Origin of the sequence: Microbacterium sp. LWH13-1.2 (genome assembly GCF_038397735.1) — a bacterium.
In the GTDB taxonomy this organism is placed as follows: Bacteria; Actinomycetota; Actinomycetes; order Actinomycetales; family Microbacteriaceae; genus Microbacterium.
The window spans coordinates 1,245,778-1,267,495 of record NZ_CP151635.1 but is presented as its reverse complement, the minus strand read 5'-3'; the positions used below and the strand labels follow the sequence as shown (position 1 = coordinate 1,267,495).

At 67.7% G+C, this 21,718-nt stretch carries 14 protein-coding genes; 6 read left to right on the top strand and 8 right to left on the bottom strand.

Going from position 1 to position 21,718, the window contains the following annotated elements; genetic code table 11:
• Positions 1–22: 22 nt before the first annotated feature.
• Genes gatB through gatC form a run of 3 tightly spaced genes read right to left on the bottom strand, consistent with a single transcriptional unit; the run spans position 23 to position 3,350 of the window.
• Positions 23–1,537 (bottom strand): Asp-tRNA(Asn)/Glu-tRNA(Gln) amidotransferase subunit GatB, encoded by a 1,515-nt coding sequence (gene gatB, locus MRBLWH13_RS05850; protein ID WP_341957340.1) that lies wholly within the window; start codon positions 1,535–1,537, stop codon positions 23–25.
• Positions 1,537–3,054, bottom strand: coding sequence for an Asp-tRNA(Asn)/Glu-tRNA(Gln) amidotransferase subunit GatA (gene gatA / locus MRBLWH13_RS05845; protein ID WP_341957339.1), 1,518 nt, complete (start codon positions 3,052–3,054; stop codon positions 1,537–1,539). Before gatA ends, gatB begins: the two co-directional genes overlap by 1 nt.
• Positions 3,051–3,350 carry an Asp-tRNA(Asn)/Glu-tRNA(Gln) amidotransferase subunit GatC gene (gene gatC, locus MRBLWH13_RS05840; RefSeq protein WP_042536743.1) on the bottom strand — a complete coding sequence of 100 codons (300 nt, stop codon included), beginning with the start codon at positions 3,348–3,350 and terminating at the stop codon, positions 3,051–3,053. Before gatC ends, gatA begins: the two co-directional genes overlap by 4 nt.
• Positions 3,351–3,418: 68 nt before the next feature.
• Here gatC and MRBLWH13_RS05835 point away from each other — a divergent pair, with 68 nt between their 5' ends.
• Genes MRBLWH13_RS05835 through MRBLWH13_RS05825 form a run of 3 tightly spaced genes read left to right on the top strand, consistent with a single transcriptional unit; the run spans position 3,419 to position 7,478 of the window.
• Positions 3,419–5,119, top strand: a complete 1,701-nt coding sequence (locus MRBLWH13_RS05835) for a long-chain-fatty-acid--CoA ligase (protein ID WP_341957337.1) — start codon at positions 3,419–3,421, stop codon at positions 5,117–5,119.
• Positions 5,120–5,166: 47 nt separating this feature from the next.
• Positions 5,167–7,011 (top strand): DEAD/DEAH box helicase, encoded by a 1,845-nt coding sequence (locus MRBLWH13_RS05830; protein WP_341957336.1) that lies wholly within the window; start codon positions 5,167–5,169, stop codon positions 7,009–7,011.
• A gap of 11 nt (positions 7,012–7,022) precedes the next feature.
• Positions 7,023–7,478 carry a GNAT family N-acetyltransferase gene (locus tag MRBLWH13_RS05825; RefSeq protein ID WP_341957335.1) on the top strand — a complete coding sequence of 152 codons (456 nt, stop codon included), beginning with the start codon at positions 7,023–7,025 and terminating at the stop codon, positions 7,476–7,478.
• Between the two features lie 73 nt (positions 7,479–7,551).
• On the opposite strand, the gene ligA is transcribed toward MRBLWH13_RS05825, so the two are convergent.
• Genes ligA through MRBLWH13_RS05810 form a run of 3 tightly spaced genes read right to left on the bottom strand, consistent with a single transcriptional unit; the run spans position 7,552 to position 12,192 of the window.
• Positions 7,552–9,867 carry an NAD-dependent DNA ligase LigA gene (ligA, locus tag MRBLWH13_RS05820; RefSeq protein ID WP_341957334.1) on the bottom strand — a complete coding sequence of 772 codons (2,316 nt, stop codon included), beginning with the start codon at positions 9,865–9,867 and terminating at the stop codon, positions 7,552–7,554.
• 42 nt (positions 9,868–9,909) lie between these two features.
• Positions 9,910–11,007, bottom strand: coding sequence for a tRNA 2-thiouridine(34) synthase MnmA (gene mnmA, locus MRBLWH13_RS05815; protein ID WP_341957333.1), 1,098 nt, complete (start codon positions 11,005–11,007; stop codon positions 9,910–9,912).
• 9 nt (positions 11,008–11,016) lie between these two features.
• Positions 11,017–12,192 carry a cysteine desulfurase family protein gene (locus MRBLWH13_RS05810; RefSeq protein ID WP_341957331.1) on the bottom strand — a complete coding sequence of 392 codons (1,176 nt, stop codon included), beginning with the start codon at positions 12,190–12,192 and terminating at the stop codon, positions 11,017–11,019.
• Positions 12,193–12,286: 94 nt separating this feature from the next.
• Between MRBLWH13_RS05810 and glgX the strand changes: the two genes are divergently transcribed.
• The 3 genes from glgX (at position 12,287) to glgB (ending at position 18,700) form a co-directional block, all read left to right on the top strand.
• The gene (gene glgX / locus MRBLWH13_RS05805; RefSeq protein WP_341957330.1) at positions 12,287–14,359 is read left to right on the top strand and encodes a glycogen debranching protein GlgX; all 2,073 of its coding nucleotides are present in this window, start codon (positions 12,287–12,289) and stop codon (positions 14,357–14,359) included.
• A gap of 76 nt (positions 14,360–14,435) precedes the next feature.
• Positions 14,436–16,496: a maltotransferase domain-containing protein gene (locus MRBLWH13_RS05800; RefSeq protein ID WP_341957328.1), complete on the top strand. Its 2,061-nt coding sequence runs from the start codon at positions 14,436–14,438 to the stop codon at positions 16,494–16,496.
• Positions 16,496–18,700 (top strand): 1,4-alpha-glucan branching protein GlgB, encoded by a 2,205-nt coding sequence (gene glgB, locus MRBLWH13_RS05795; protein ID WP_341957327.1) that lies wholly within the window; start codon positions 16,496–16,498, stop codon positions 18,698–18,700. Before MRBLWH13_RS05800 ends, glgB begins: the two co-directional genes overlap by 1 nt.
• A gap of 20 nt (positions 18,701–18,720) precedes the next feature.
• Here the strand turns inward: glgB and MRBLWH13_RS05790 are convergent, their stop codons facing one another.
• Entirely contained in the window at positions 18,721–19,653 is a 933-nt protein-coding gene (locus MRBLWH13_RS05790; protein WP_341957326.1) for a tetratricopeptide repeat protein, read from the bottom strand.
• Entirely contained in the window at positions 19,650–21,635 is a 1,986-nt protein-coding gene (locus MRBLWH13_RS05785; protein ID WP_341957325.1) for a glycosyl transferase, read from the bottom strand. The genes MRBLWH13_RS05790 and MRBLWH13_RS05785 overlap by 4 nt, the downstream gene beginning before the upstream one ends.
• Positions 21,636–21,718 lie beyond the last annotated feature (83 nt).

Genomic DNA, 21,718 nt, shown 5'->3' with positions numbered 1-21,718 from the left:
ACATGAGGCCCGGGGGATGCGGTTACTGCGCAGCGCGCTCGAGGACGAGTTCGCGGACCCTGGCGGCATCCGCCTGGCCCTTCATCGCCTTCATCACAGCACCGATGACGGCGCCGGCTGCCTGGACCTTGCCGTCTTTGATCTTCGCGAGAACGTCGGGCTGAGCTGCCAGGGCCTCGTCGATCGCGGCGATCAGCGCGCCGTCATCGGAGACGACGGCGAGTCCGCGGCCATCGACGACCTCCTGCGGCGTCCCCTCACCGGCGATGACTCCCTCGAGCACCTGGCGAGCCAGCTTGTCGGTGAGGGTCCCGGCGTCGACGAGCTTCTGCAGCGCCACGACGTTCTCAGGAGAGATCAGCTCCGTGGCATCCTTCTCCTGCGTGTTCGCGAGACGGCTGATCTCGCCCGTCCACCACTTGCGGGCCGTGGCAGGAGTCGCTCCGGCCGAGATCGTCGCCTCGACGACCTCCAGCAGGCCGCCGTTCCGCACGTCCTGGAACTCCAGGTCGGTGAACCCCCACTCGCCCATCAGGCGGCGCCGACGCGCCACGGGCTGTTCGGGCAGTTGCGCTCGGAGCTCCTCGATCAGCTCGGCCGCAGGCTCCACCGGAACCAGGTCGGGCTCGGGGAAGTACCGGTAGTCGTCGGCATCCGACTTCGGACGACCGGGCGAGGTCGTTCCGGTGTCCTCGTGCCAGTGCCGCGTCTCCTGCGTGATCGTCCCGCCGTCGGCGAGGATCTGCGCCTGACGCTGGATCTCGTATCGCACCGCGCGCTCGACCGAACGCATGGAGTTGACGTTCTTCGTCTCGGTGCGCGTCCCCAGCTTCTCCTGGCCGCGCGGGCGCAGCGAGATGTTGGCATCGCAGCGGAGGTTGCCTCGCTCCAGGCGCGCCTCGGAGATCCCCAGGCTGCGCACGATGTCACGGATCGTCGCGACATAGGCCTTGGCGACCTCTGGAGCGCGGTGCTCGGTGCCGAAGATCACCTTCGTCACGATCTCGACGAGCGGTACACCCGCACGGTTGTAGTCGACGAGCGAGTACTCGGCACCCTGGATACGACCGGTGGCCCCACCCATGTGGGTGAGCTTGCCCGCGTCCTCCTCCATGTGCGCGCGCTCGATCGGGATCTGCACGATCGTGCCGTCTTCGAGCTCGACCTCCACCTCTCCCTCGAAAGCGATCGGCTCGTCGTACTGCGAGATCTGGTAGTTCTTGCCGAGGTCCGGGTAGAAGTAGTTCTTTCGCGCGAATCGGCTCGACGGAGCGATCGAGCAGCCGAGCGCAAGGCCCAGGCTGATCGACGACCGGATCGCCGTCTCGTTGACGACGGGGAGCGAACCCGGAAGCCCGAGATCGACGGGTGCGATCAGCGTGTTCGGCTCGGCCGCGTGATACAGCTCGTTGGCCGGGTTCGGCGCGTCCGAGAACATCTTCGTGTTCGTGTTGAGCTCGACATGCACCTCGAACCCGAGCACGGGCTCGAACATCTCGAGAGCCTTGTCGAAGTCCATGAGCTTGGCGGTGGCCATCAGCGGGTCCCTCCTACGAGCTGGGGTGCACGAGTGAGGAGCGGTGCGCCCCACGAATCGACGAGCAGCGTCTCCACGGCCGCGCCGACCTTGTAGAGACGCGCGTCCTCACGCGCCGGGGCGATGAACTGGATCCCGACGGGGAGGCCGTCTTCCGCAGCCAGCCCGCTCGGGATCGAGATGCCGGGGACGCCGGCGAGGTTCACCGGGATCGTCGTGATGTCGTTGAGGTACATCTGCAGCGGGTCGTCGATCTTCTCGCCGATCTTGAACGCGGTCGTCGGAGCCGACGGTGTCGCGATGACGTCGACCTCGGCGAACGCGTTCGCGAAGTCCTGCTGGATCAGTGTGCGAACCTTCTGGGCGCTGCCGTAGTAGGCGTCGTAGTACCCGGCGGACAGCGCGTAGGTGCCGAGGATGATACGGCGCTTGACCTCGTCGCCGAAGCCGGCGTCACGCGTCGCGGACATGACGTCCTCGACGGTGGGGTTGCCGTCCGGGGTGACGCGGAGGCCGAAGCGCACCGAGTCGAACTTCGCGAGGTTGCTGGATGCCTCGGCGGGGAGGATCAGGTAGTACGCGGCCACACCGTACTCGAAGTGCGGTGCGCCGATCTCGACGATCTCCGCTCCCTGCGCCTCCATCAGCGCGAGCGCGCTGCGGAACGACTCCGCCACGCCTGTCTGGAAGCCGCTGTCGGGAAGTTCGCGGATCACGCCGACCTTCAGCCCCCTGAGCACGTCGCCGCGGGCGCCCTCACGCGCGGCATCCGCGAACGAGGGCCACTCGTCGCGCAGCGACGTCGAGTCCTTCGGGTCGTGGCCGCCGATCGCGTCGTGCAGCAGACCGGCGTCGAGCACCGTACGGGTCACGGGCCCGACCTGATCGAGGCTCGAGGCCAGCGCGATCGCTCCGTAGCGGCTCACACCGCCGTAGGTCGGCTTCACGCCCACCGTGCCGGTCACGTGCGCGGGCTGGCGGATCGAACCCCCCGTGTCGGAGCCGAGAGCCAGGGGCGCCTCGAATGCGGCCACCGCGGCTGCGGAGCCACCGCCCGAACCACCGGGGATCCGGTCGAGGTCCCACGGGTTTCGGGTGGGACCGTAGGCGGAGTGCTCGGTGGACGACCCCATCGCGAACTCGTCCATGTTGGTCTTGCCGAGCGGGATCAGACCCGCGGCACGCGAGCGGGCGACGACGGTCGCGTCGTACGGCGAACGGTAGCCCTCGAGGATGCGCGAACCGCTCGTGGTCGGCTGGTCGGTCGTGACGAGCACGTCCTTGATCGCCAGCGGCACACCGGCGATCGGTCCGAGCTGCTCGCCCGCCGCACGTCGCGCGTCGACGGCCGCAGCGGCGTCGAGCGCGCCCTCGTTGATGTGGAGGAACGCATGGACGTCGCCGTCGACGGCTGCGATGCGGTCGAGATGAGCGCGCGTCGCCTCGACGCTCGAGATCTCACGGCTGGCGAGCTTGTCCGCAAGCTCCGCCGCGGTCATGCGGATGATGTCGCTCACTGCTCTTCTCCCAGGATCGCGGTGACGCGGAACCGGCCGTCGGCCTGGTCCGGAGCGTTCTGGAGCACCTGCTCGTGTGTGAGGGTCTCGCCCACCACATCGGGGCGATAGACGTTGCTCAGCGGGATCGGATGACTCGTCGCGGCGACGTCGGGGCTCGCCACCTCCGACACCTTGGCGATGTTGTCGACGATGGCGTCGAGTTGGCCCGTGAGCCTCGTCACCTCGTCGTCGTTGAGCTGGATGCGCGCGAGCACGCCGAGATGGCGCACAAGATCAGGGGTGATTTCAGACACACCCCGAGTCTAGTTGCCGTGCCCGCCGAGTCCCTGCAGTCCCGCGATGCCCGCCCTATGCTGGGCGGGTGAGCTCGTATCAGCCTCCTCGTCCGTGGATCGCCAGTTACGCCGAAGGCGTCCCGGAAGACCTCTCCCCCGTGACCGGATCCCTGGTCGACATCGTCGCCGCATCCGCTCGCGACTACCCGGATGCCCCGGCGTTACAGTTCTTCGGTCGCGAGACGACGTACTCGGAGCTGCAGGAGGCGATCGACCGTGCTGCCGCAGGCCTCCGCGACCTCGGCGTGCGGGCGGGCGACCCCGTCGCGATCGTCCTTCCGAACTGCCCGCAGCACATCGTGGCGTTCTACGCCGTGCTCCGCCTCGGCGCCGTCGTCGTCGAGCACAACCCGCTCTACACACCGCGGGAGCTGCGCAAGCAGTTCGAGGACCATGGTGCGAAGCACGCGATCGTGTGGAACAAGGTCGTCTCCACGGTGCAGGAGTTCCCGGCTGACCTCTCGGTGGCGAACCTGATCTCCGTGGACGTCACTCGCGCGATGCCGCTCCTGACGCGAGTGGCCCTGCGACTTCCGGTCGCGAAGGCCCGAGAGTCGCGCGCGGCCCTCACAGAGAAGGTGCGGGGAACGGTCACCTGGGATTCGCTGGTCCAGTCCGCGCCTCTGCCTGCCGCGCACCCGAAGCCGGCCACCGACGACCTCGCCATCATCCAGTACACCTCCGGCACCACGGGCACGCCGAAGGGCGCAGCTCTGACACACCACAACCTGCTGGCGAATGCCGCGCAGTCGCAGGCATGGGTGCCGTCGATCCAGCGCGGCAAGGGATGCGTCGTCTACGCAGTGCTGCCGATGTTCCACGCCTACGGTCTGACGCTCTGCCTGACCTTCGCGATGTCCATGGGAGCGCGGCTCGTGCTCTTCCCGAAGTTCGACCCCGCTCTCGTGCTCGATGTGATGAAGAAGCACCCCGCGACCTTCCTGCCTCTGGTCCCTCCGATCGCCGACCGCCTGCTGGCGGCCGCCAACGCCAAGGGTGTCTCGCTCGACGGCATCGAGGTGGCGATCTCCGGCGCGATGGCGCTGCCGCACGAGCTCGTCGTCCCATTCGAGGCTGCTACCCACGGATTCCTCGTAGAGGGCTACGGACTCAGCGAGTGCTCCCCGGTGCTGATGGCGAACCCCGTCGCGGACAACCGCGTGCCGGGAACCGTCGGACTCCCGCTGCCCGGTACGGAATGCCGCGTCGTCGATCCCGAGAACCCGACCGTCGATGTCCCCGCGGGCGCCGCCGGCGAGCTCCTGGTGCGAGGCCCCCAGGTGTTCTCCGGCTACTACGGCAAGCCGGAGGAGACCGAGGCCGTCTTCGTCGACGGGTGGTTCCGCACCGGCGACATCGTCACGGTCGACGACGCAGGTTTCATCCGCATCGTCGACCGCATCAAGGAGCTCATCATCACGGGCGGCTTCAACGTGGCGCCCACCGAGGTCGAGAACGCACTGCGGCAGCATCCTCAGGTTTCCGATGCTGCCGTCGTCGGACTCCCGAGCGATCACTCAGGTGAAGAAGTCGTTGCGGCGATCGTCGTCGACGGCGGTTCGGATGTCGACGTCGAGGCGATCCGCGAGTACGCGCGCAGCATCCTCACGCCCTACAAGGTGCCCCGCCGCGTCTTCGTCGTCGATGAGCTGCCCAAGTCGCTGATCGGAAAGGTGCTTCGTCGCCAGGTCAAGGAGAGGCTCCTGTCACTCACCTCCGGCTCCTGAGGGCGCCCTCACAGGCATCGAATCGCGCGAAGCGCTACCCTTGGTCAGTGACTCCTGAAGACGCTGTGCCCACCGACGCCCCCGAGACCCCTGGATTCGAGGAGCTCGGCATCACCGGCCCCGTCCTCAAGGCCATCAAGGACCTCGGCTACGAGACCCCCTCCCCCATCCAAGCCGCGACGATCCCGACCCTGCTCTCGGGTCGCGATGTCGTCGGCATGGCGCAGACCGGAACGGGAAAGACCGCGGCCTTCGCGCTGCCCGTGCTGGAGCGCCTCGACGTATCGCAGAAGACCCCGCAGGCCCTCGTGCTCGCACCGACCCGTGAACTCGCTCTTCAAGTCTGCGAGGCATTCGAGTCCTACGCCTCGAAGATGAAGGGCGTACACGTCCTCCCCGTCTACGGCGGACAGGGCTACGGCGTGCAGCTGTCGGCACTCCGCCGCGGCGTGCACGTGATCGTCGGAACCCCCGGCCGCATCATGGACCACCTCGCCAAGGGCACCCTCGACCTGTCCGAGCTGCAGTACCTGGTGCTCGACGAGGCCGACGAGATGCTGAAGATGGGCTTCGCCGAGGACGTCGAGCAGATCCTCGCGCAGACGCCCGAAGAGAAGCAGGTCGCCCTGTTCTCGGCCACCATGCCCCCGCAGATCCGTCGTCTGGCGCAGAAGTACCTGCGCGAGCCCGAAGAGATCAGCATCAAGTCGAAGACCGCGACCGGCACGAACATCACCCAGCGCTACCTCGTGGTGTCGTATGCGCAGAAGGTCGACGCACTCACCCGGATCCTCGAGGTCGAGAACTTCGACGGCATGATCGTTTTCGTCCGTACGAAGAACGAGACCGAGACGCTCGCCGAGAAGCTGCGTGCCCGCGGATACTCCGCCGCGGCGATCAACGGCGATGTCCCCCAGGTGCAGCGCGAGCGCAGCGTCAACCAGCTCAAGGCGAGCAAGCTCGACATCCTCGTGGCGACCGACGTCGCGGCTCGTGGGCTCGACGTCGAGCGCATCAGCCACGTCGTCAACTTCGACATCCCCACCGACACAGAGTCCTACGTGCATCGCATCGGTCGCACGGGTCGTGCCGGCCGCAGCGGCGATGCGATCAGCTTCATCACGCCGCGCGAGCGTTACCTTCTGAAGTCCATCGAGAAGGCCACGCGTCAGCAGCCCACGCAGATGCAGCTGCCGACCCTGGACGACGTGAACACCACACGTCTCACCAGGTTCGACGACGCGATCACGGCGGCTCTCGGCGATGCCGCACGGATCGAGAAGTTCCGCGACGTCATCGATCATTACGTGCGCAATCACGACGTGCCCGAGGCCGACGTGGCCGCTGCTCTCGCGGTCGTCGCGCAGGGCGACACGCCGCTGCTGCTCGACCCGGCAGATGACCCGCTGTCGAAGGCGGTCGAGTACGACAACCGACCGCCGCGTGAGAACAGCAAGGGCGATCGTCGCGAGACGCGCGAACCTCGCGAGCGTCGTGGGCGTGGCGACTACAAGCCGTACCGCATCGAGGTCGGCCGCCGTCACCGTGTCGAGCCCCGTCAGATCGTCGGCGCACTCGCGAACGAGGGCGGACTCGGCCGTGACGACTTCGGCGCAATCAACATCCGCCCGGACTTCACCGTCGTCGAGTTGCCCGCGAACCTCGACTCGTCGGTGCTCGACAAGCTGAAGGACACCCGCATCTCGGGTCGCCTGATCGAGATCAAGCCCGATCGCGGACCGGGAGCCCGTCGCAACGACGGTCCTCGTGACGGCGCGCGCGGTGGGTTCGACCGCCGCGACGACCGCCCGCGATACGACCGCGACGAACGTCCGGCTCGCAATGACGAGCGAGGCGAGAGGCCGTTCCGCAAGCCACGCCACAAGGACTGACAGGCACGTACGTGCACATCGAGCGCGCAGGCTCCGACGATGTTCGGGGCCTGGCGCGCGTGAAGTGGATCGACAGAGCCGCCGTCGATGCCGACGACGGGGAGTTCGACTCGTTCGTGACGGCTCTCGCATCCTGGTGGGACGACCATCGGGCCACGCACGCCGCGTTCGTCGCGCGGACGATCGATGACGAGATCGTCGGCGCGGCATGGGTCGCACTGCTACCCCGAGTTCCGAGCCCCGGTGCGAGCAACCGCCTCTCCGCGGACATCCAGAGTGTGTTCGTGCTACCCGCGCATCGCGGTGGAGGTGTGGGAACCGCTCTCGTCGACGCGGCGACAGCCCACGCACGCGGTGCCGGCGCCTCCAGAATCACCGTGCACTCGAGCGAACGCGCCGTCCCGGTCTATCGGAGGCTCGGGTTCACCGGCTCGCCCAAGCTGCTCCAGCGCATCTCCGAGGCGTAGGCGTGGTCAGGGCCTGAGTATCTGGTCGCCACGCTGCGCGCAAGGCTCGCCGCCATCCGCGCTCCGTATCGCGTCAGCCGAGTGCGTCCGGCCCTTCGGTCACGAGGATGTGGAACTGCGCCGCGTCGAGGATGCGGATGCCGAGTTCCTCCGCCTTGCCGAGCTTGGATCCGGCACCCGGACCCGCCGCGACGAAGTCGGTCTTCTTCGAGACGCTCGAGGCCGCTTTGCCGCCGGCCTTGATGATGGCCTCCTGCGCTCCGTCGCGCGTGTACCCGTCGAGGGAGCCCGTCGCCACGATGGTGAGTCCGTCGAGCACACCGCCCTCCACGACCGCGGCGCCGGGACCAGGGTGCCCGGGCGTGGCCCACTGCACGCCGGCCTGCGTCCACTGCCGCACGATCTCCTGATGCCAGTCCACGTCGAACCAGGCGAGCAGCGAGTCGGCGATGATGCCGCCGACCCCTTCGACGGCAGCGAGCTCTTCTCGCGACGCCGCGCGAATGGCGTCGAGCGAGCCGAACCACTGCGCGAGCGCTCGGGCGGCGACAGGCCCGACGTGACGGATGTTCAGCGAGACGAGGAGGCGCCAGAGATCCTTGGTCTTGGCCTTCTCGAGCTCGGCGAGGAGCGTGAGCGCCTGCGACGACGGCTGAGGGCCCTCGAGGCCCGACTTCTTCTCCGCCGCGCTGGGATTGCGGCGGAACGGTGCGCGCGTCTTGACGAGACCGTCGTCGTCTTCCTTGGGCAGGCCGGTCTCGGCGTCGCGCACGACCAGCTCGATCGGGACGATCTCCTCGAGAGTCAGCGCGAACAAGCCGGCCTCGGTCTCGAGCGGGGGGACCTCCGGCAAAGTGGGCTGTGTCAAGGCAGCGGCCGTGACCTCACCCAGTGCCTCGACATCGAGCGCCCCGCGGGATCCGATGTGCTCGACACGCCCGCGCACCTGGGCGGGGCATGACCGCGCGTTCGGGCAGCGCAGATCGATATCCCCCTCCTTCATCGCGCGAAGCGGCGTGCCGCACTCGGGGCAGTCGACCGGCATCACGAACTCTCGTTCGGTGCCGTCGCGTTTCTCGACGACCGGGCCGAGCACCTCAGGAATCACGTCACCCGCTTTGCGCAGCACGACGGTGTCGCCGATCAGCACGCCCTTCGCCTTCACGACGTCTTTGTTGTGCAGGGTCGCCTGCCTGACGACGGAGCCGGCGACGTGTGCAGGCGCCATCACCGCGAACGGCGTGGCACGTCCCGTGCGCCCGACGGACACGACGATGTCGAGGAGCTTCGTCTGCACCTCTTCGGGTGGGTATTTGTACGCGATCGCCCAGCGAGGCGCGCGACTCGTGGCACCGAGCTCGTCGTGCAGGGAGAGCTCGTCGACCTTGACGACGATGCCGTCGAGCTCGTGCTCGATGTCGTGACGATGCTCGCCGAAGTACTCGACGAACGCCGCGACCTCGTCGATGCTCGTGCAGACCTTGGTGTGCGGGCTCGTGGGCAGCCCCCACTCGGCCAGTTGCTCATAGACCTGGCTCTGCGCGGCGACCGGTGGGTTCTCCCAGGCGCCGATGCCGTGCACGTAGAGCGCGAGGGATTCGATCCGCAGCATTCCTGCTTCGAGTTCGAGCCCGTCCTTCTTGTCGATCTGCTGACGCAGTCCGCCGCTGGCGGCGTTGCGAGGATTCGCGAACGAAGGGAAGCGTCGCGCCGCCGCGGTGCGCGCCTTCTCTTCATCGAACGGCTTCTTCGTGCCTCCCCGCGCCTCCCAGCGGGCCAGCGCGTCGGCATACGCGCGCTCGCGGAACGAGGCCTGCGCGGCGTTGAGCCGTTCGAACGCGGCCACGGGGATGAACACCTCGCCGCGGACCTCGACGATCTCAGGATGTCCGTCGCCTCGGAGCTCCCGCGGGATCTCAGGAAGACGCAGGGCATTCTCGGTGACGATCTCGCCGACGCGTCCGTCGCCCCGCGTCGCAGCCGACGTCAGGCGTCCGTTCTCATAGCGGAGATTGATAGCGAGGCCGTCGATCTTGAGCTCGGTGAGCCAGTCGACGTCTCGTCCCGCAGCCGCGCGCGTCTTCGCCGCCCACTCACGAAGCTCATCGATCGAGAACACGTTGTCGAGACTCAGCATGCGTTCGGCATGCTCGATGGTCGCGAGCCCTGTAGCCTCGGCCGCGCCCACCATCTGCGTCGGCGAATCCTGGCCCTGCAGCTCGGGATGCAGCCGCTCGAGCTCCTCGAGCCGGTGCATCCACCCGTCGTAGGTGAAGTCATCGACGACGGAGGTGTCACGCCCGTAGTAGGCGTCCTTCGCCTCGAGGATTCGAGTGGTCAGCTCGTCGGCTTCGATACGGGCGTCTTCCAGCGAGATGTTCTCCGGCACTCCGCCAGTCTACGAGCGGCCACCGACATCCCGAGGGAGGCGCTACGCGTCGACCGGTACCGCGGACACCGTGCGGTCTATCGTGAACTGGCCCAGTACGCGAGTGCCGACGTAGAGCACCGCCGTCTGGCCGGGAGCTACACCGTTGAGAGGCTTCTCGGGGACGACGCGCACGCCCTCTGCTGTGACGAAGGCTCGAGCGACCTCGGGCTCGGCGTGAGCGCGGATCTGCACCTCGCAGGCGAAATCCGACTCCACAGGCGCGGCACCAGCCCAACTGAATCGAACGCCCGAGATCTCGCGGATCGCGAGTGCCTCCTTCGGTCCCACGACCACCGTGTTCGAGACGGGGCGCACTTCGAGCACGAATCGCGGCTTGCCGTCAGCGGCTGGAACACCGAGCTTCAGGCCGCGACGCTGACCCACGGTGAACGCATGTGCGCCCTCGTGCGAACCCACGACTTCGCCCGTCCGATCGACGATCTCACCGGTGGCCGTGCCGACCTTCTCGGCGAGCCAACCGCGAGTGTCGCCATCGGGGATGAAGCAGATGTCATGGCTGTCGGGCTTCTGGGCGACGGTCAATCCGCGCTCCGCGGCCTCTGCCCGTACGACGGCCTTCGATGGCGTCGTGCCGAGCGGGAAGTAGGTGTGGGCGAGCTGCTCGGCTGTCAGCACTCCGAGCACGTAGGACTGGTCCTTCGCATTGTCGGCAGCGCGGTGCAGCTCGAGGCCCGCATCGGTCGGGATCAGAGTGGCGTAGTGCCCGGTGCACACCGCGTCGAAGCCGAGCTCGATCGCGCGCTCGAGCAAGGCCGCGAACTTGATCTTCTCGTTGCACCGCATACAGGGGTTCGGTGTGCGCCCTGCCTGATACTCCGACACGAAGTCGGCGATGACGTCTTCGCGGAAGCGCTCCGAGAAGTCCCAGACGTAGAAGGGGATGCCGAGGAGGTCGGCTGCGCGTCTGGCGTCGAGTGCGTCCTCGATGGTGCAGCATCCTCTGCTGCCCGTGCGCAGGGTTCCCCCGGCGCGGGACAACGCGAGGTGCACGCCGACGACGTCGTGACCGGCATCGACCGCACGTGCGGCCGCCACGGCGGAGTCCACCCCGCCACTCATGGCCGCAAGAATCCTCATGGATCCAGTCTACGAGCGTGCGGCTGAGCCGGAGCCGGATGCGCGCGAGTACGCCTCAGCGATCGACGAGAGGACCGCATCGACGTCCGCATCGGTGGACGTGCGCCCGAGCGAGAAGCGGAGCACGCTGCGCGCATCCTGTTCGCTGTGCCCCATGGCCATGACCACGTGCGAGGGCTCCGCCACACCCGCCTGACATGCCGATCCAGTCGACGTCGCGATGCCCGCCATGTCGAGCAGGAAGAGCAGGCTCTCCCCCACTGCGCCGGGGAACAGGATGTGCGCGTTGCCCGGAAGCCTCCTGACGCGATCCCCGAGGACTTCGGCGGCCGGAACACGGGCGAGGATGCCGTCGACCATCCGATCGCGCATCTCGCTCAGCCTGGCGTTCTCTCGCTCTCGCTCCGCCTCGGCGAGTTCCAGGGCGACGGCGAACGCGGCGGCACCCGCGACGTCCTGAGTCCCCGCACGGAGGCCGCGCTGCTGCGCGCCACCGCGAAGGATGGCCGCGAGGCGCGCGGTGCGTGACGTGACGAGGGCTCCGACACCGACGGGCGCGCCGATCTTGTGACCTGCGACACTCATCGCGACGAGTCCGACGGCGTCCGCAGCGTCGCCGCGCAGGGCACGGAACGACAGCGGAACATGACCGAGCGCAGACACGGCATCGAGGTGCAGCGGGACCCGCGCGTCCGCGGCCGATGAGGCCAGCGCCGCCGCGTCGTTGATGGTCCCCGACTCGTTGTTGGCGACCAATGCGGTGGCCAGCGCCGACCCCGGAAGCTGAGCGGTGAAAGCGCCCAGATCGATCTCCGCCGTGCGATATACCGGAACAGCGCGCAATACTGCGCCTGCCCCGACCAGCGCGTCGACCGTGTCCATGGTCGCGTGATGCTCAGCGTCCGGCATGACGACCGCCTCAGTCCCCGCGGGACGCGCCTGCCACAGCCCCTGCAGGGCGAGGTTGATCGACTCCGTGCCCCCCGAGGTGAAGACGACCTCGATGGGATCTGACCCGAGCACCGCGGCGGCTCGCTCCCGCGAGTCCTCGAGCAGGCGCCTGGCGTCCTGCCCCGCTCCGTGCGTCGACGACGCGTTGCCGACGATCGCGCTCGCCTCCACCCACGCCTCGCGCGCCTCCGGGCGCAGCGGGGTCGTGGCCGCGTGATCGAGATAGTGCTGCATCCCTCAACTCTCCCCCATTTTCGTCGGCCGGAGCGCACCTGGAACTGAGTGCATCGTGTCCTGAGACCCGAGCGCAGACCCCTATGGTGTATTCATGCCCGCGATCCGAGACATCACCGTGCCCGGCGGTACTGCACTCGACAACCTCGGCGTTCGTCTTCACGACGGCGTCGGAACCCTCCGCGTCTGGTCGCAGAACGCGTCGTCCATCGAGCTCGTCGTGTTCGATGCCACAGACCTGGACTGGGTGACCGATCAGATCGACCTCGAACGACTCCCCGGCGGTGTCTGGGAGGTCACGACCGAGCTGCTGCAGCCCGGCACCCGCTACGCGATCCGCGTCGGCGGACCGCACGGCCCCGGCAACACCTTCAACCCCGAGACCCTCCTCCTCGATCCGTATGCGCGAGGCCTCGCCCAGGGCGACGGCTACGAGGAGTGGCGATCCGTCGTGATCGTCGACGGCTTCGACTGGGGCGATTCGGTCAAGCCCCGCATCCCCCTCGATCGCACGGTCATCTACGAGGGCCATCTGAAGGGCCTCACCAAGCGACAGCCTGACATCCCCCCTGCGCTGCACGGAACTTACGCGGGTCTCGCCCACCCCGCGATGATCGAGTACTTCCACGAGCTGGGCATCACCTCGATCGAGCTTCTCCCCGTGCATGCGTTCGTGCCGGAGCCTCGTCTGCTCGAGCGCGGACTCACCAACTACTGGGGGTACAACACCCTCAACTTCTTCACGCCCCACAACGCGTATGCGACGGAGGACGCGCGGAAGGGCGGTCCTGAGGCCGTCCTCGCCGAGTTCAAGGGGATGGTGCGGCTGCTCCACGAAGCCGGGCTCGAGGTCATCCTCGACGTCGTGTACAACCACACGTCGGAAGAGGGACTCGGAGGCCCGCGCTCGAGCCTTCGCGGCATCGACAACGCGAGCTATTACCGCCAGGACGCGTCCGGGGCGTACATCGACACCACGGGGTGCGGCAACACGCTCGACACCTCGACGGATGCCGGTGCCCGCCTCGTGCTCGACTCGCTGCGCTATTGGGCCCAGGAGATGCAGATCGACGGGTTCCGGTTCGATCTCGCCGCTGCCATCGCACGCGACGGCTCGCACACATACACTCCCGAGCACCCGCTGCTGATGGCGATCGCCGACGATCCGATCCTGAAGGAGACGAAGCTCATCGCCGAGCCGTGGGACGTCGGGATGGGCGGGTGGCAGACGGGCAACTTCCCCAAGGGCTGGCTGGAGTGGAACGACCGCTACCGCGACCGCGTGCGCAACTTCTGGCTGAGCGACATCGACTATGCGCGAAGGGCCTCGGCACCGGTCGGCATCGGTGGCTTCGCGACGCGTCTCGCCGGGTCCTCCAACACCTTCGCCGATGAGCGCGGGCCGCTCGCGAGCATCAACTTCGTGACGGCGCACGACGGCTTCACGTTGCACGACCTGGTGTCGTACGACGTCAAGCACAATGAGGCGAACGGCGAGCACAACCGCGACGGCGCCGACATGAACCGTGCGTTCAACCACGGGATCGAGGGTCCGACGGACGACCCGGCCATCCTCGCGGCTCGACGCAAGGCGATGCGCAACCTGCTGGGCACGCTTCTGCTTTCCGCCGGAATCCCGATGCTCACCGCGGGCGACGAGGTCGGGCGCACGCAGCGGGGCAACAACAACGCCTACGCGCAGGACTCCGCGATGACCTGGCTCGGCTGGGACCCAGAGCCGTGGCAGGAAGACCTGCGGGCTCACGTCAGCAGGCTGATCGAGCTGCGCTCCGAGAATCCCGCACTGCGACCGAGCCGATACGCGCGACTGGGCGAACACATCCCGAACGCCTCCGTCATGGACTGGTTCGACCAGAACGGCGAGACGATGGAGAGCGAGCAGTGGACCGACCCGGGCAACCGCACGCTGCAGTATGTGGCCGCCTCCACTCCGGACCGTGAAGCGGCCAATCGCATCCTCCTGATCGTGCACGGCACCGAGTCGCCGATCGACGTGCGACTGCCCGAGGAACTCGAGGATGCGACCCGGTTCGTGTCGCTGTGGTCGAGTGCCGACAAGCGCCCGGGCACCGACGGCGAGACGTTCGCGCCCGGCGACATCCTGCCGATCCCGGGCACCTCGATGAGGCTCTTCCGCGTCGAATGATGTGCGGCGCGCCGAAGCCGTCCGCTCGCTACCCGCAGTGCGTCGGTAGCGGTACATTCGGGGGGTGGCCGCACGAATGAGCAGCACCAGTCCTCAGGCTCTCCGGAGTCCCGCTCAGATCCCTCTGCGTCCGCTGGGCGTCGTGTCGGACGGCGAGTCGCTACGCGCCACGCGCATTCCGCTGCTGGACGGCAGACCTGCTGTTCCCGGCGGATTCTCGCCCAAGGCCTTCGTGGGAGAGGTCGTGCCCTTCAGCGTCGTCGCGTTCCGCGAGGGTCACGACCTGATCGGTGTGCAGCTGCGGCTGACGTCGCCGAACGGCGAGGAGTCGCTCCATCGCCTCTCCCCGCTGCTGGACGGCACCGACCGGTGGAGTGCCGATGTCGCGATCGACGTCCAGGGCCGATGGACGTTCCGCTTCGAGGCGTTCTCCGACGACTTCGCGACCTGGGCCCATGCCGCCGAGCTGAAGGTGGCCGCCGGTGTGGACGTTCCGGTCATGGCCGCACTCGGCGCCGAGCTCCTTGCCCGCGCCGCCGCGGAGAAGGACCGCCCTCTCGCGCAGCGCAAGCGCCTCGCCGCTGATTCCACCGCGCTTCTGGACGGAGACGCTGCGACCACGATCGCGCTGTCGACCGACGCTGAGCTCGCTCGGGTCTTCCTCGAGCGGCCGCTGACGACGCTGCGCTCGACGTCTGCGGCGCACACCCTGCTCGTCGAGAGGACCACGGCGGGGGTCGGCGCCTGGTACGAGTTCTTCCCCCGGTCCGAGGGCGCCAGACGGCTGAAGGACGGCACGATCAAGAGCGGCACGTTCCGCACCGCGACGAAGCGGCTTCCGGGCGTCGCCGCGATGGGGTTCGATGTGATCTACCTGGTCCCGATCCACCCGATCGGGATCACCAACCGCAAGGGGCGCAACAACACGCTGACGACCGAGCCCGAAGACCCCGGCTCCCCCTACGCGATCGGGGCGGCGGAGGGCGGGCATGACGCCATCCACCCCGATCTCGGCAAGCCGGCCGATTTCCGTGCATTCGTGCGTGCGGCACGGAACGAGGGCCTGGAGGTCGCCCTGGATCTCGCTCTGCAGGCATCTCCTGACCACCCGTGGGTCGCCGAGCATCCGGAGTGGTTCACGACTCTTCCCGACGGAACGATCGCGTACGCCGAGAATCCGCCGAAGAAGTACCAGGACATCTACCCCCTGAACTTCGACAACGACCCGGCCGGCATCTACCAGGAGATGCTGCGGATCGTGCAGCACTGGGTGCGCGAGGGCGTGAAGATCTTCCGGGTCGACAATCCGCACACCAAGCCGCTTCAGTTCTGGGAGTGGCTCATCGCCACAGTCAACGCTGCCGACCCCGATGTGATCTTCCTCGCCGAGGCCTTCACCCGCCCCGCGGTCATGCGGGCGCTGGCCGCGGTCGGTTTCCAGCAGAGCTACAGCTACTTCACGTGGCGCAACACCAAGACCGAACTCGAGGAGTTCCTCACGACCGTGTCGCAGGAGACCAGCGACTACATGCGGCCGAACCTCTTCGTGAACACCCACGACATCCTCACCGAGTACCTGCAGTTCGGAGGACGTGCCGCGTACCGCATCCGCGCCTGCATCGGTGCGACCGCTGCCCCCATCTACGGGGTCTACGCCGGCTACGAGCTCTTCGAGAACGTCGCGCGTCCGGGGTCCGAAGAGAACATAGACAACGAGAAGTACGAGTACAAGCTCCGCGACTGGGAGGGAGCCGAAGCCGCCGGCGACTCGCTCGCCCCCCTTCTCCGTCGTCTGAACGAGATCCGTCGCACGCACCCGGCTCTTCGCCAGCTGCGCAATCTCTCGGTCCATTGGAGCGACGACGACTCGGTGCTCGTCTACAGCAAGCATCTCGATGCCGCATTCACGGGAACGGGTTCTGCGGACACGATCCTCGTGGTCGCCAACGTCGATCCCCACTCGGTGCGCGAGACCACGGTCCACCTCGACACGACGATCTGGGGCGTTCCTCTGGGCGAGCCGTTCGAAGTCGAGGACCTCCTGACCGGAGCCGTCTGGACGTGGACCGACCACAACTACGTGCGCCTCGACGCCTTCGCCGAGCCGGTGCACATCCTGAAGGTGAGGAAGCGTTGATGAGCTACCTGGAAGATGCGACGACGTCGTCGGAATGGGCCGCGGTGGCGGCAGGATCCCATCACGACCCGCACTCGGTGCTGGGCGCGCACCCGTTCACCGATGCGGGCGACCGCACGGTCACCGTCATCCGTGCCCGTCGTCCGCTCGCAGCGAGCGTGGCCGCCGTGTTCGGCGACGGCACCCGCCTCGAACTGGACCACGTCGCGCACGGCATCTGGGAGGGTCATCACGACGGACCCCCTGTGCCGTACCGGATCGCGACGGCGTACGGCGCCGATGACGAGACCGTCGTCGGCGACCCCTACCGGCACCTCCCGACGTTGGGCGACGTCGACGTGCATCTGATCGCAGAGGGACGCCACGAACGCCTCTGGGAGGTGCTGGGGGCGCATCCACGGGTCGTGGAGGGCGAGGTCGGAGTGGGCTTCGCCGTCTGGGCGCCCAACGCGACCGCCGTTCGCGTGGTCGGTGATCACAACGGGTGGAACGGCGAGCCCCATGCCATGCGCTCGATGGGTGTGAGCGGGATCTGGGAGCTGTTCATCCCGGATCTCCCGGTCGGCACGATCTACAAGTACGAGATCAGGACGCGCGACGGTGCGTGGATCTTCAAGGCGGATCCGATGGCGCAGGCCGCGCAGGTCCCGCCGGAGACCGCATCCGTGGTCACCGAGTCGACATACGCCTGGTCGGATGGCGCCTGGATGACACGCAGGGCCGCGACTCATGCCGTCGCGCAACCGCTGTCGGTGTACGAGGTTCACCTGGGATCGTGGCGTGGCGGACTGAGCTATCGGGATGCTGCGGCGCCGCTCATCGCGCACGTCGAGGAGGCCGGCTTCACCCATGTGGAGTTCATGCCGCTCGCCGAGCACCCGTTCGGCGGATCCTGGGGCTATCAGGTCAGCGGCTACTACGCGGCGACGAGCCGCTTCGGCAGCCCGGACGACCTGCGCTACCTGATCGACCGCCTGCACCAGGCGGGCATCGGCGTCATCATGGACTGGGTCCCGGGCCATTTCCCGAAGGATGCGTTCGCCCTGGCGCGCTTCGACGGCCAGCCTCTCTACGAGCACCCGGATCCCCGACGAGGCGAGCACCAGGACTGGGGCACGCTCATCTTCGACTACGGGCGTCCGGAGGTGCGCGGATTCCTTGTCGCGAACGCGCTGTTCTGGCTGAGCGAGTTCCACGTCGACGGCCTTCGCGTCGACGCCGTCGCCTCGATGCTCTACCTCGACTACTCCCGTAACGACGGCGAGTGGGAACCCAACATCCACGGCGGGCGCGAGAATCTCGAGGCGATTCGATTCCTGCAGGAAGTCAATGCGACCGCCTATCGTGTGCACCCCGGCGTGCTGATGATCGCCGAGGAATCGACGAGCTTCCCCGGTGTCACCGCTCCGACCGATCATGCCGGTCTCGGTTTCGGTTTCAAGTGGAATATGGGCTGGATGAACGACTCGCTCCAGTACATCGAGCGCGATCCGATGTATCGCTCGCACCACGAGGGCGAGATGACGTTCTCCTTCGTGTACGCGTTCGGCGAGAACTACCTGTTGCCGATCAGCCATGACGAGGTCGTGCACGGCAAAGGCAGTCTGCTCGCGAAGATGCCGGGAGATCACTGGCACAAGCTCGCGAACGTGCGCGCCTACCTGGGGTACATGTGGGGGCACCCGGGCAAGAAGCTGCTGTTCATGGGACAGGAGTTCGGCCAGCTCGCAGAGTGGTCCGAGTCCCGTGAGCTGGACTGGTGGCTGCTCGAGCAGCCGTCCCATGCCCAGCTGCAGAGTTTCGTCGGGCAGCTCAACCGCACATACCGTGCCCAGGCTCCGCTCTGGGAGCGCGACAACGATGGTTCGTCCTTCTCGCGCCTGGGTGCGCCCAGCTGGGATCCGAACGTGATCGCGTTCGAGCGCCGCGACGCGCATGGCGGCCGGCTCGTCGTGATCAGCAACTTCGCCGGCGTCGAGCGCAGCGGGTATCGCCTCGCGCTGCCCAGCGCGGGAATCTGGCAGGAGATCCTCAACACCGATGCCGCGGAGTACGGCGGACGAGGCTCAGGCAACCTCGGTGTGGTCGTCGCGGATACCGCAGACGGCGGCACCCCGACGGCGACGATGACGATCCCTGCGCTGTCGACGATCTGGCTCCGCCATCAGAGCGACCCGCACGTGCCGACGATCAGCCACGGCTGACCGCGGGGCGCGCAGCGCGGTCAGAACAGCAGCGACGAGAGCCGATTGCGTGCCGAGACGACACGCGGGTCGGCTGCGCCGATGAGACCGAACAGCTCGATGAGTCGCTCGCGAACCGGCGTGCGCTCGGCGGAGGGAAGCTGAGCGAACAGGTCGAGCAGACGTCCGAACGCATCGTCGACGTGCCCGCCCGCGAGATCGAGATCCGCAACATCGAACTGGGCCTGCACATCCAGCGGCCCCGCTGCGGCAGCTGCCCGTGCCTCCTGCAGGTCGAGCTTCTGCACGCGATCGAGAAGACGCACCTGCCCGAGACCGGCTATCGCATCCTCGTCACGAGGATTCTCGGCGAGGGCCTTCTCGTAGGCGATGACGGCTGCGGCGTAGTCGCCGAGTTCGATCGCGGCGAAGGCCTCCGCGTGCAGCGGCGGCAGCGGCGGTTCTTCGGCGGCCTCCTCGGTCGCAGCCGGGGCCTCGCCCACATCCAGCGAGCCCGTGACGCCGTTCTGCGCGGCAAGCTGGAGCAGTTGCGCGAAGACTTCGCGGACCTGCTGTTCGGGAACCGCTCCGGTGAACATCGGAACCGGCTGTCCTGCGATGAGAGCGACCACCATCGGGATCGACTGCGCACGGAAACCCTGCGCGAGCTGAGGGTTGGCATCGACGTCGACCTTGGCGAGCAGCACCTTGCCGCCGAGCTCGCGCGTCACCTTCTCGATGATGGGGCTCAGCTGCTTACAGGGTCCGCACCACTCGGCCCACAGGTCGACGACCACTGGCACGGTGCGCGAGAGCTCGAGGATCCGACCGAACGATTCGTCGGTCGCGTCGACCACCACGTCCGCGACCCCCGGTGCGGGAGCAGGCGTTCCGGTCGCTGGCGCGGCCGGTCGATTGCGCAGACTGGAGAGGTCGACGGCTCCTCGGAGCGCGGCAGGAGAGATATCGGTCACTTGATCACCTCGACGGAGAGAAGATCCTGGCGGACGGCCAGGAGCCGGATCTGCTCCGTGGAGCCCTGGGCGGGGACGGAGAAGAACAACTGGAATTCGTACTTGGTCGTCACGCCCTTGGCGGACTCGGTGACCCCGGTCAGCGCCTTCGCCTGCGCGTTGTCGCCGAAACGGATCACCGCATCCGCGGAAGTCGGTGTGACCGTCTCGGTGTCGACCAGCGAGACGGCGACTATGGCGCCGCTGCCCAGAGTGGTCATCGATACAGGGGCGGAGTCGGCCGGTGCGATGTCGAAGGCGGTCTGGGACGTCGCTGCAGCGCCGTTGTCCGCGAGGTTCTGCACCACAGCCTGGCGGCTGTCTCGGATCGACTTCGCGAGGTTCTGCGAGATCTCGTCGAACAGTCCGTAGGACGCGCTCTGCTCGCCCGCGTCGACGACGTCCGAGAATGTCGCGGCGAGTTCGCCCGGCGGCATGCTGAGGAAGGCGGAGTCGTCCGGGACGAGCGAAGTTCCGAGCCACGGCGCGGCGACCTCAGGGAAGACGGCATCAGCCGACATCTCGGCCATGTTGTTGACCTTGTAGTTGGACCAGGGGTCCTGCTGTGTCATCGTCAGCACGACCGGGGGAACTGTGTCGTCGCCGTCGCTCTTCGAGAGCAGGAGGACGGTGCGCGGCCAACGGTCGGTCGCCTCTGGCAGCATGACCTCGACGTCATCGGTCGGGATCGCCGCCGGCACGGCGGTATCAGGAAGCGCGGTACGCAGCGCATACTCGGTCTTGCGGGCCGTCAGGGCAGGGCCGTCGAGGCGGGTTCCCGCCAGGTCGATGTCCATCGCGGCGTCCGCGTCGGAGAGCGTCGCCGACACATCCTGAAGGATGCGCTTGGCCTGAGCCTCGGTCACCGCCGGGGGCTTCTGGTTCTCGGGAGCGATCACGGTGGCGCTGGGCGAGGGACTGGGCGTCCCCGCACCGAACTGGGGCCACGAGTCGGCCGAGCATCCGGTGGCCAGGAGCGCGGTCAGCGCGAGAGCCGGCACCGCGAACATGCGGCGTCTGCGGCTCGGTGTGGCGCGCATCTCGGACTTGCGATCGCCGGCTGCGTCGCCCTCGCTCGCCGAGCCCTCCTGCCCGTCGCCGTGCACGCTCTCCGAATCGACGGCGTGCTCGGCTGGAGTGGATCCCCTGTCGGGTTCGGTCGTCGATGATTCCTCGATCGCCTTCCGCTCCGACGGCGGCAGCTGGGCCACATCGATCGGCTCGGTCGCGGGAAGAGGCCCTGGTCCCTTGCGCCGAGGACCACGTCCGCGGCGCTGGTGGCGGATGCCGAGCACGTACAGGACGAGGCCGACGACGAGCACGGCGGCACCGGCTGCCATCAGCGGACCCGCCAGAGGCGTCGACGTGTCGAGCGGCCAGGAGACGACGATGTCGTCAGGTGCGTCGACAGTGCCGTCGTGGGCGATGAGAAGGCTGACGCCTTCGGGCAGCTGCATGTCGGCGATCAGCGCATCGGTGTCGGTGAACGAGTCGAGCCAGAGATCCGATCCGACCGGACTCCGCCCGGCTTCGGCTGCCGCACCGTCGTCTGCGGGCGTCTCCGCGGGAGCCGGGGTCGCCTCGGGGGCGTCCGTATCGGCGTCGTCTTCACCTGTCGCGACCGCGTCCACGAGCTCGACATCAAGCTCGCCGTCCTTGCCGACGGTGACGTGGTTGTACGAGGCGTCAGCCAGCCACGCCTCCATGTCGGCCGTTCGACCGTACGCGGCGAAGATGTCACCGTCTCCACGGACGAGCAGGGTCTGAGCGCCGGGGTGCTCCCTCAGGACGTCGCCGTCCAGGAGCACGTAGGGCGCCGGTTCTTCCACGGCGACCGAGGTCTCCTGGGTCGACGGACCCATGAAAACGGTTCGCTGCGCGATGCCCGCAGCGATCAGTCCCGCAGCCAGCACGAAGGCCACGACGGCCCATACGAAACGCACGAATAGTCTCCTCACACGACCCGGACGAGCGCCCGAGTCGCAACACTCGACATTTCAGACTAGCGAAATCACCTGTGTGTTGC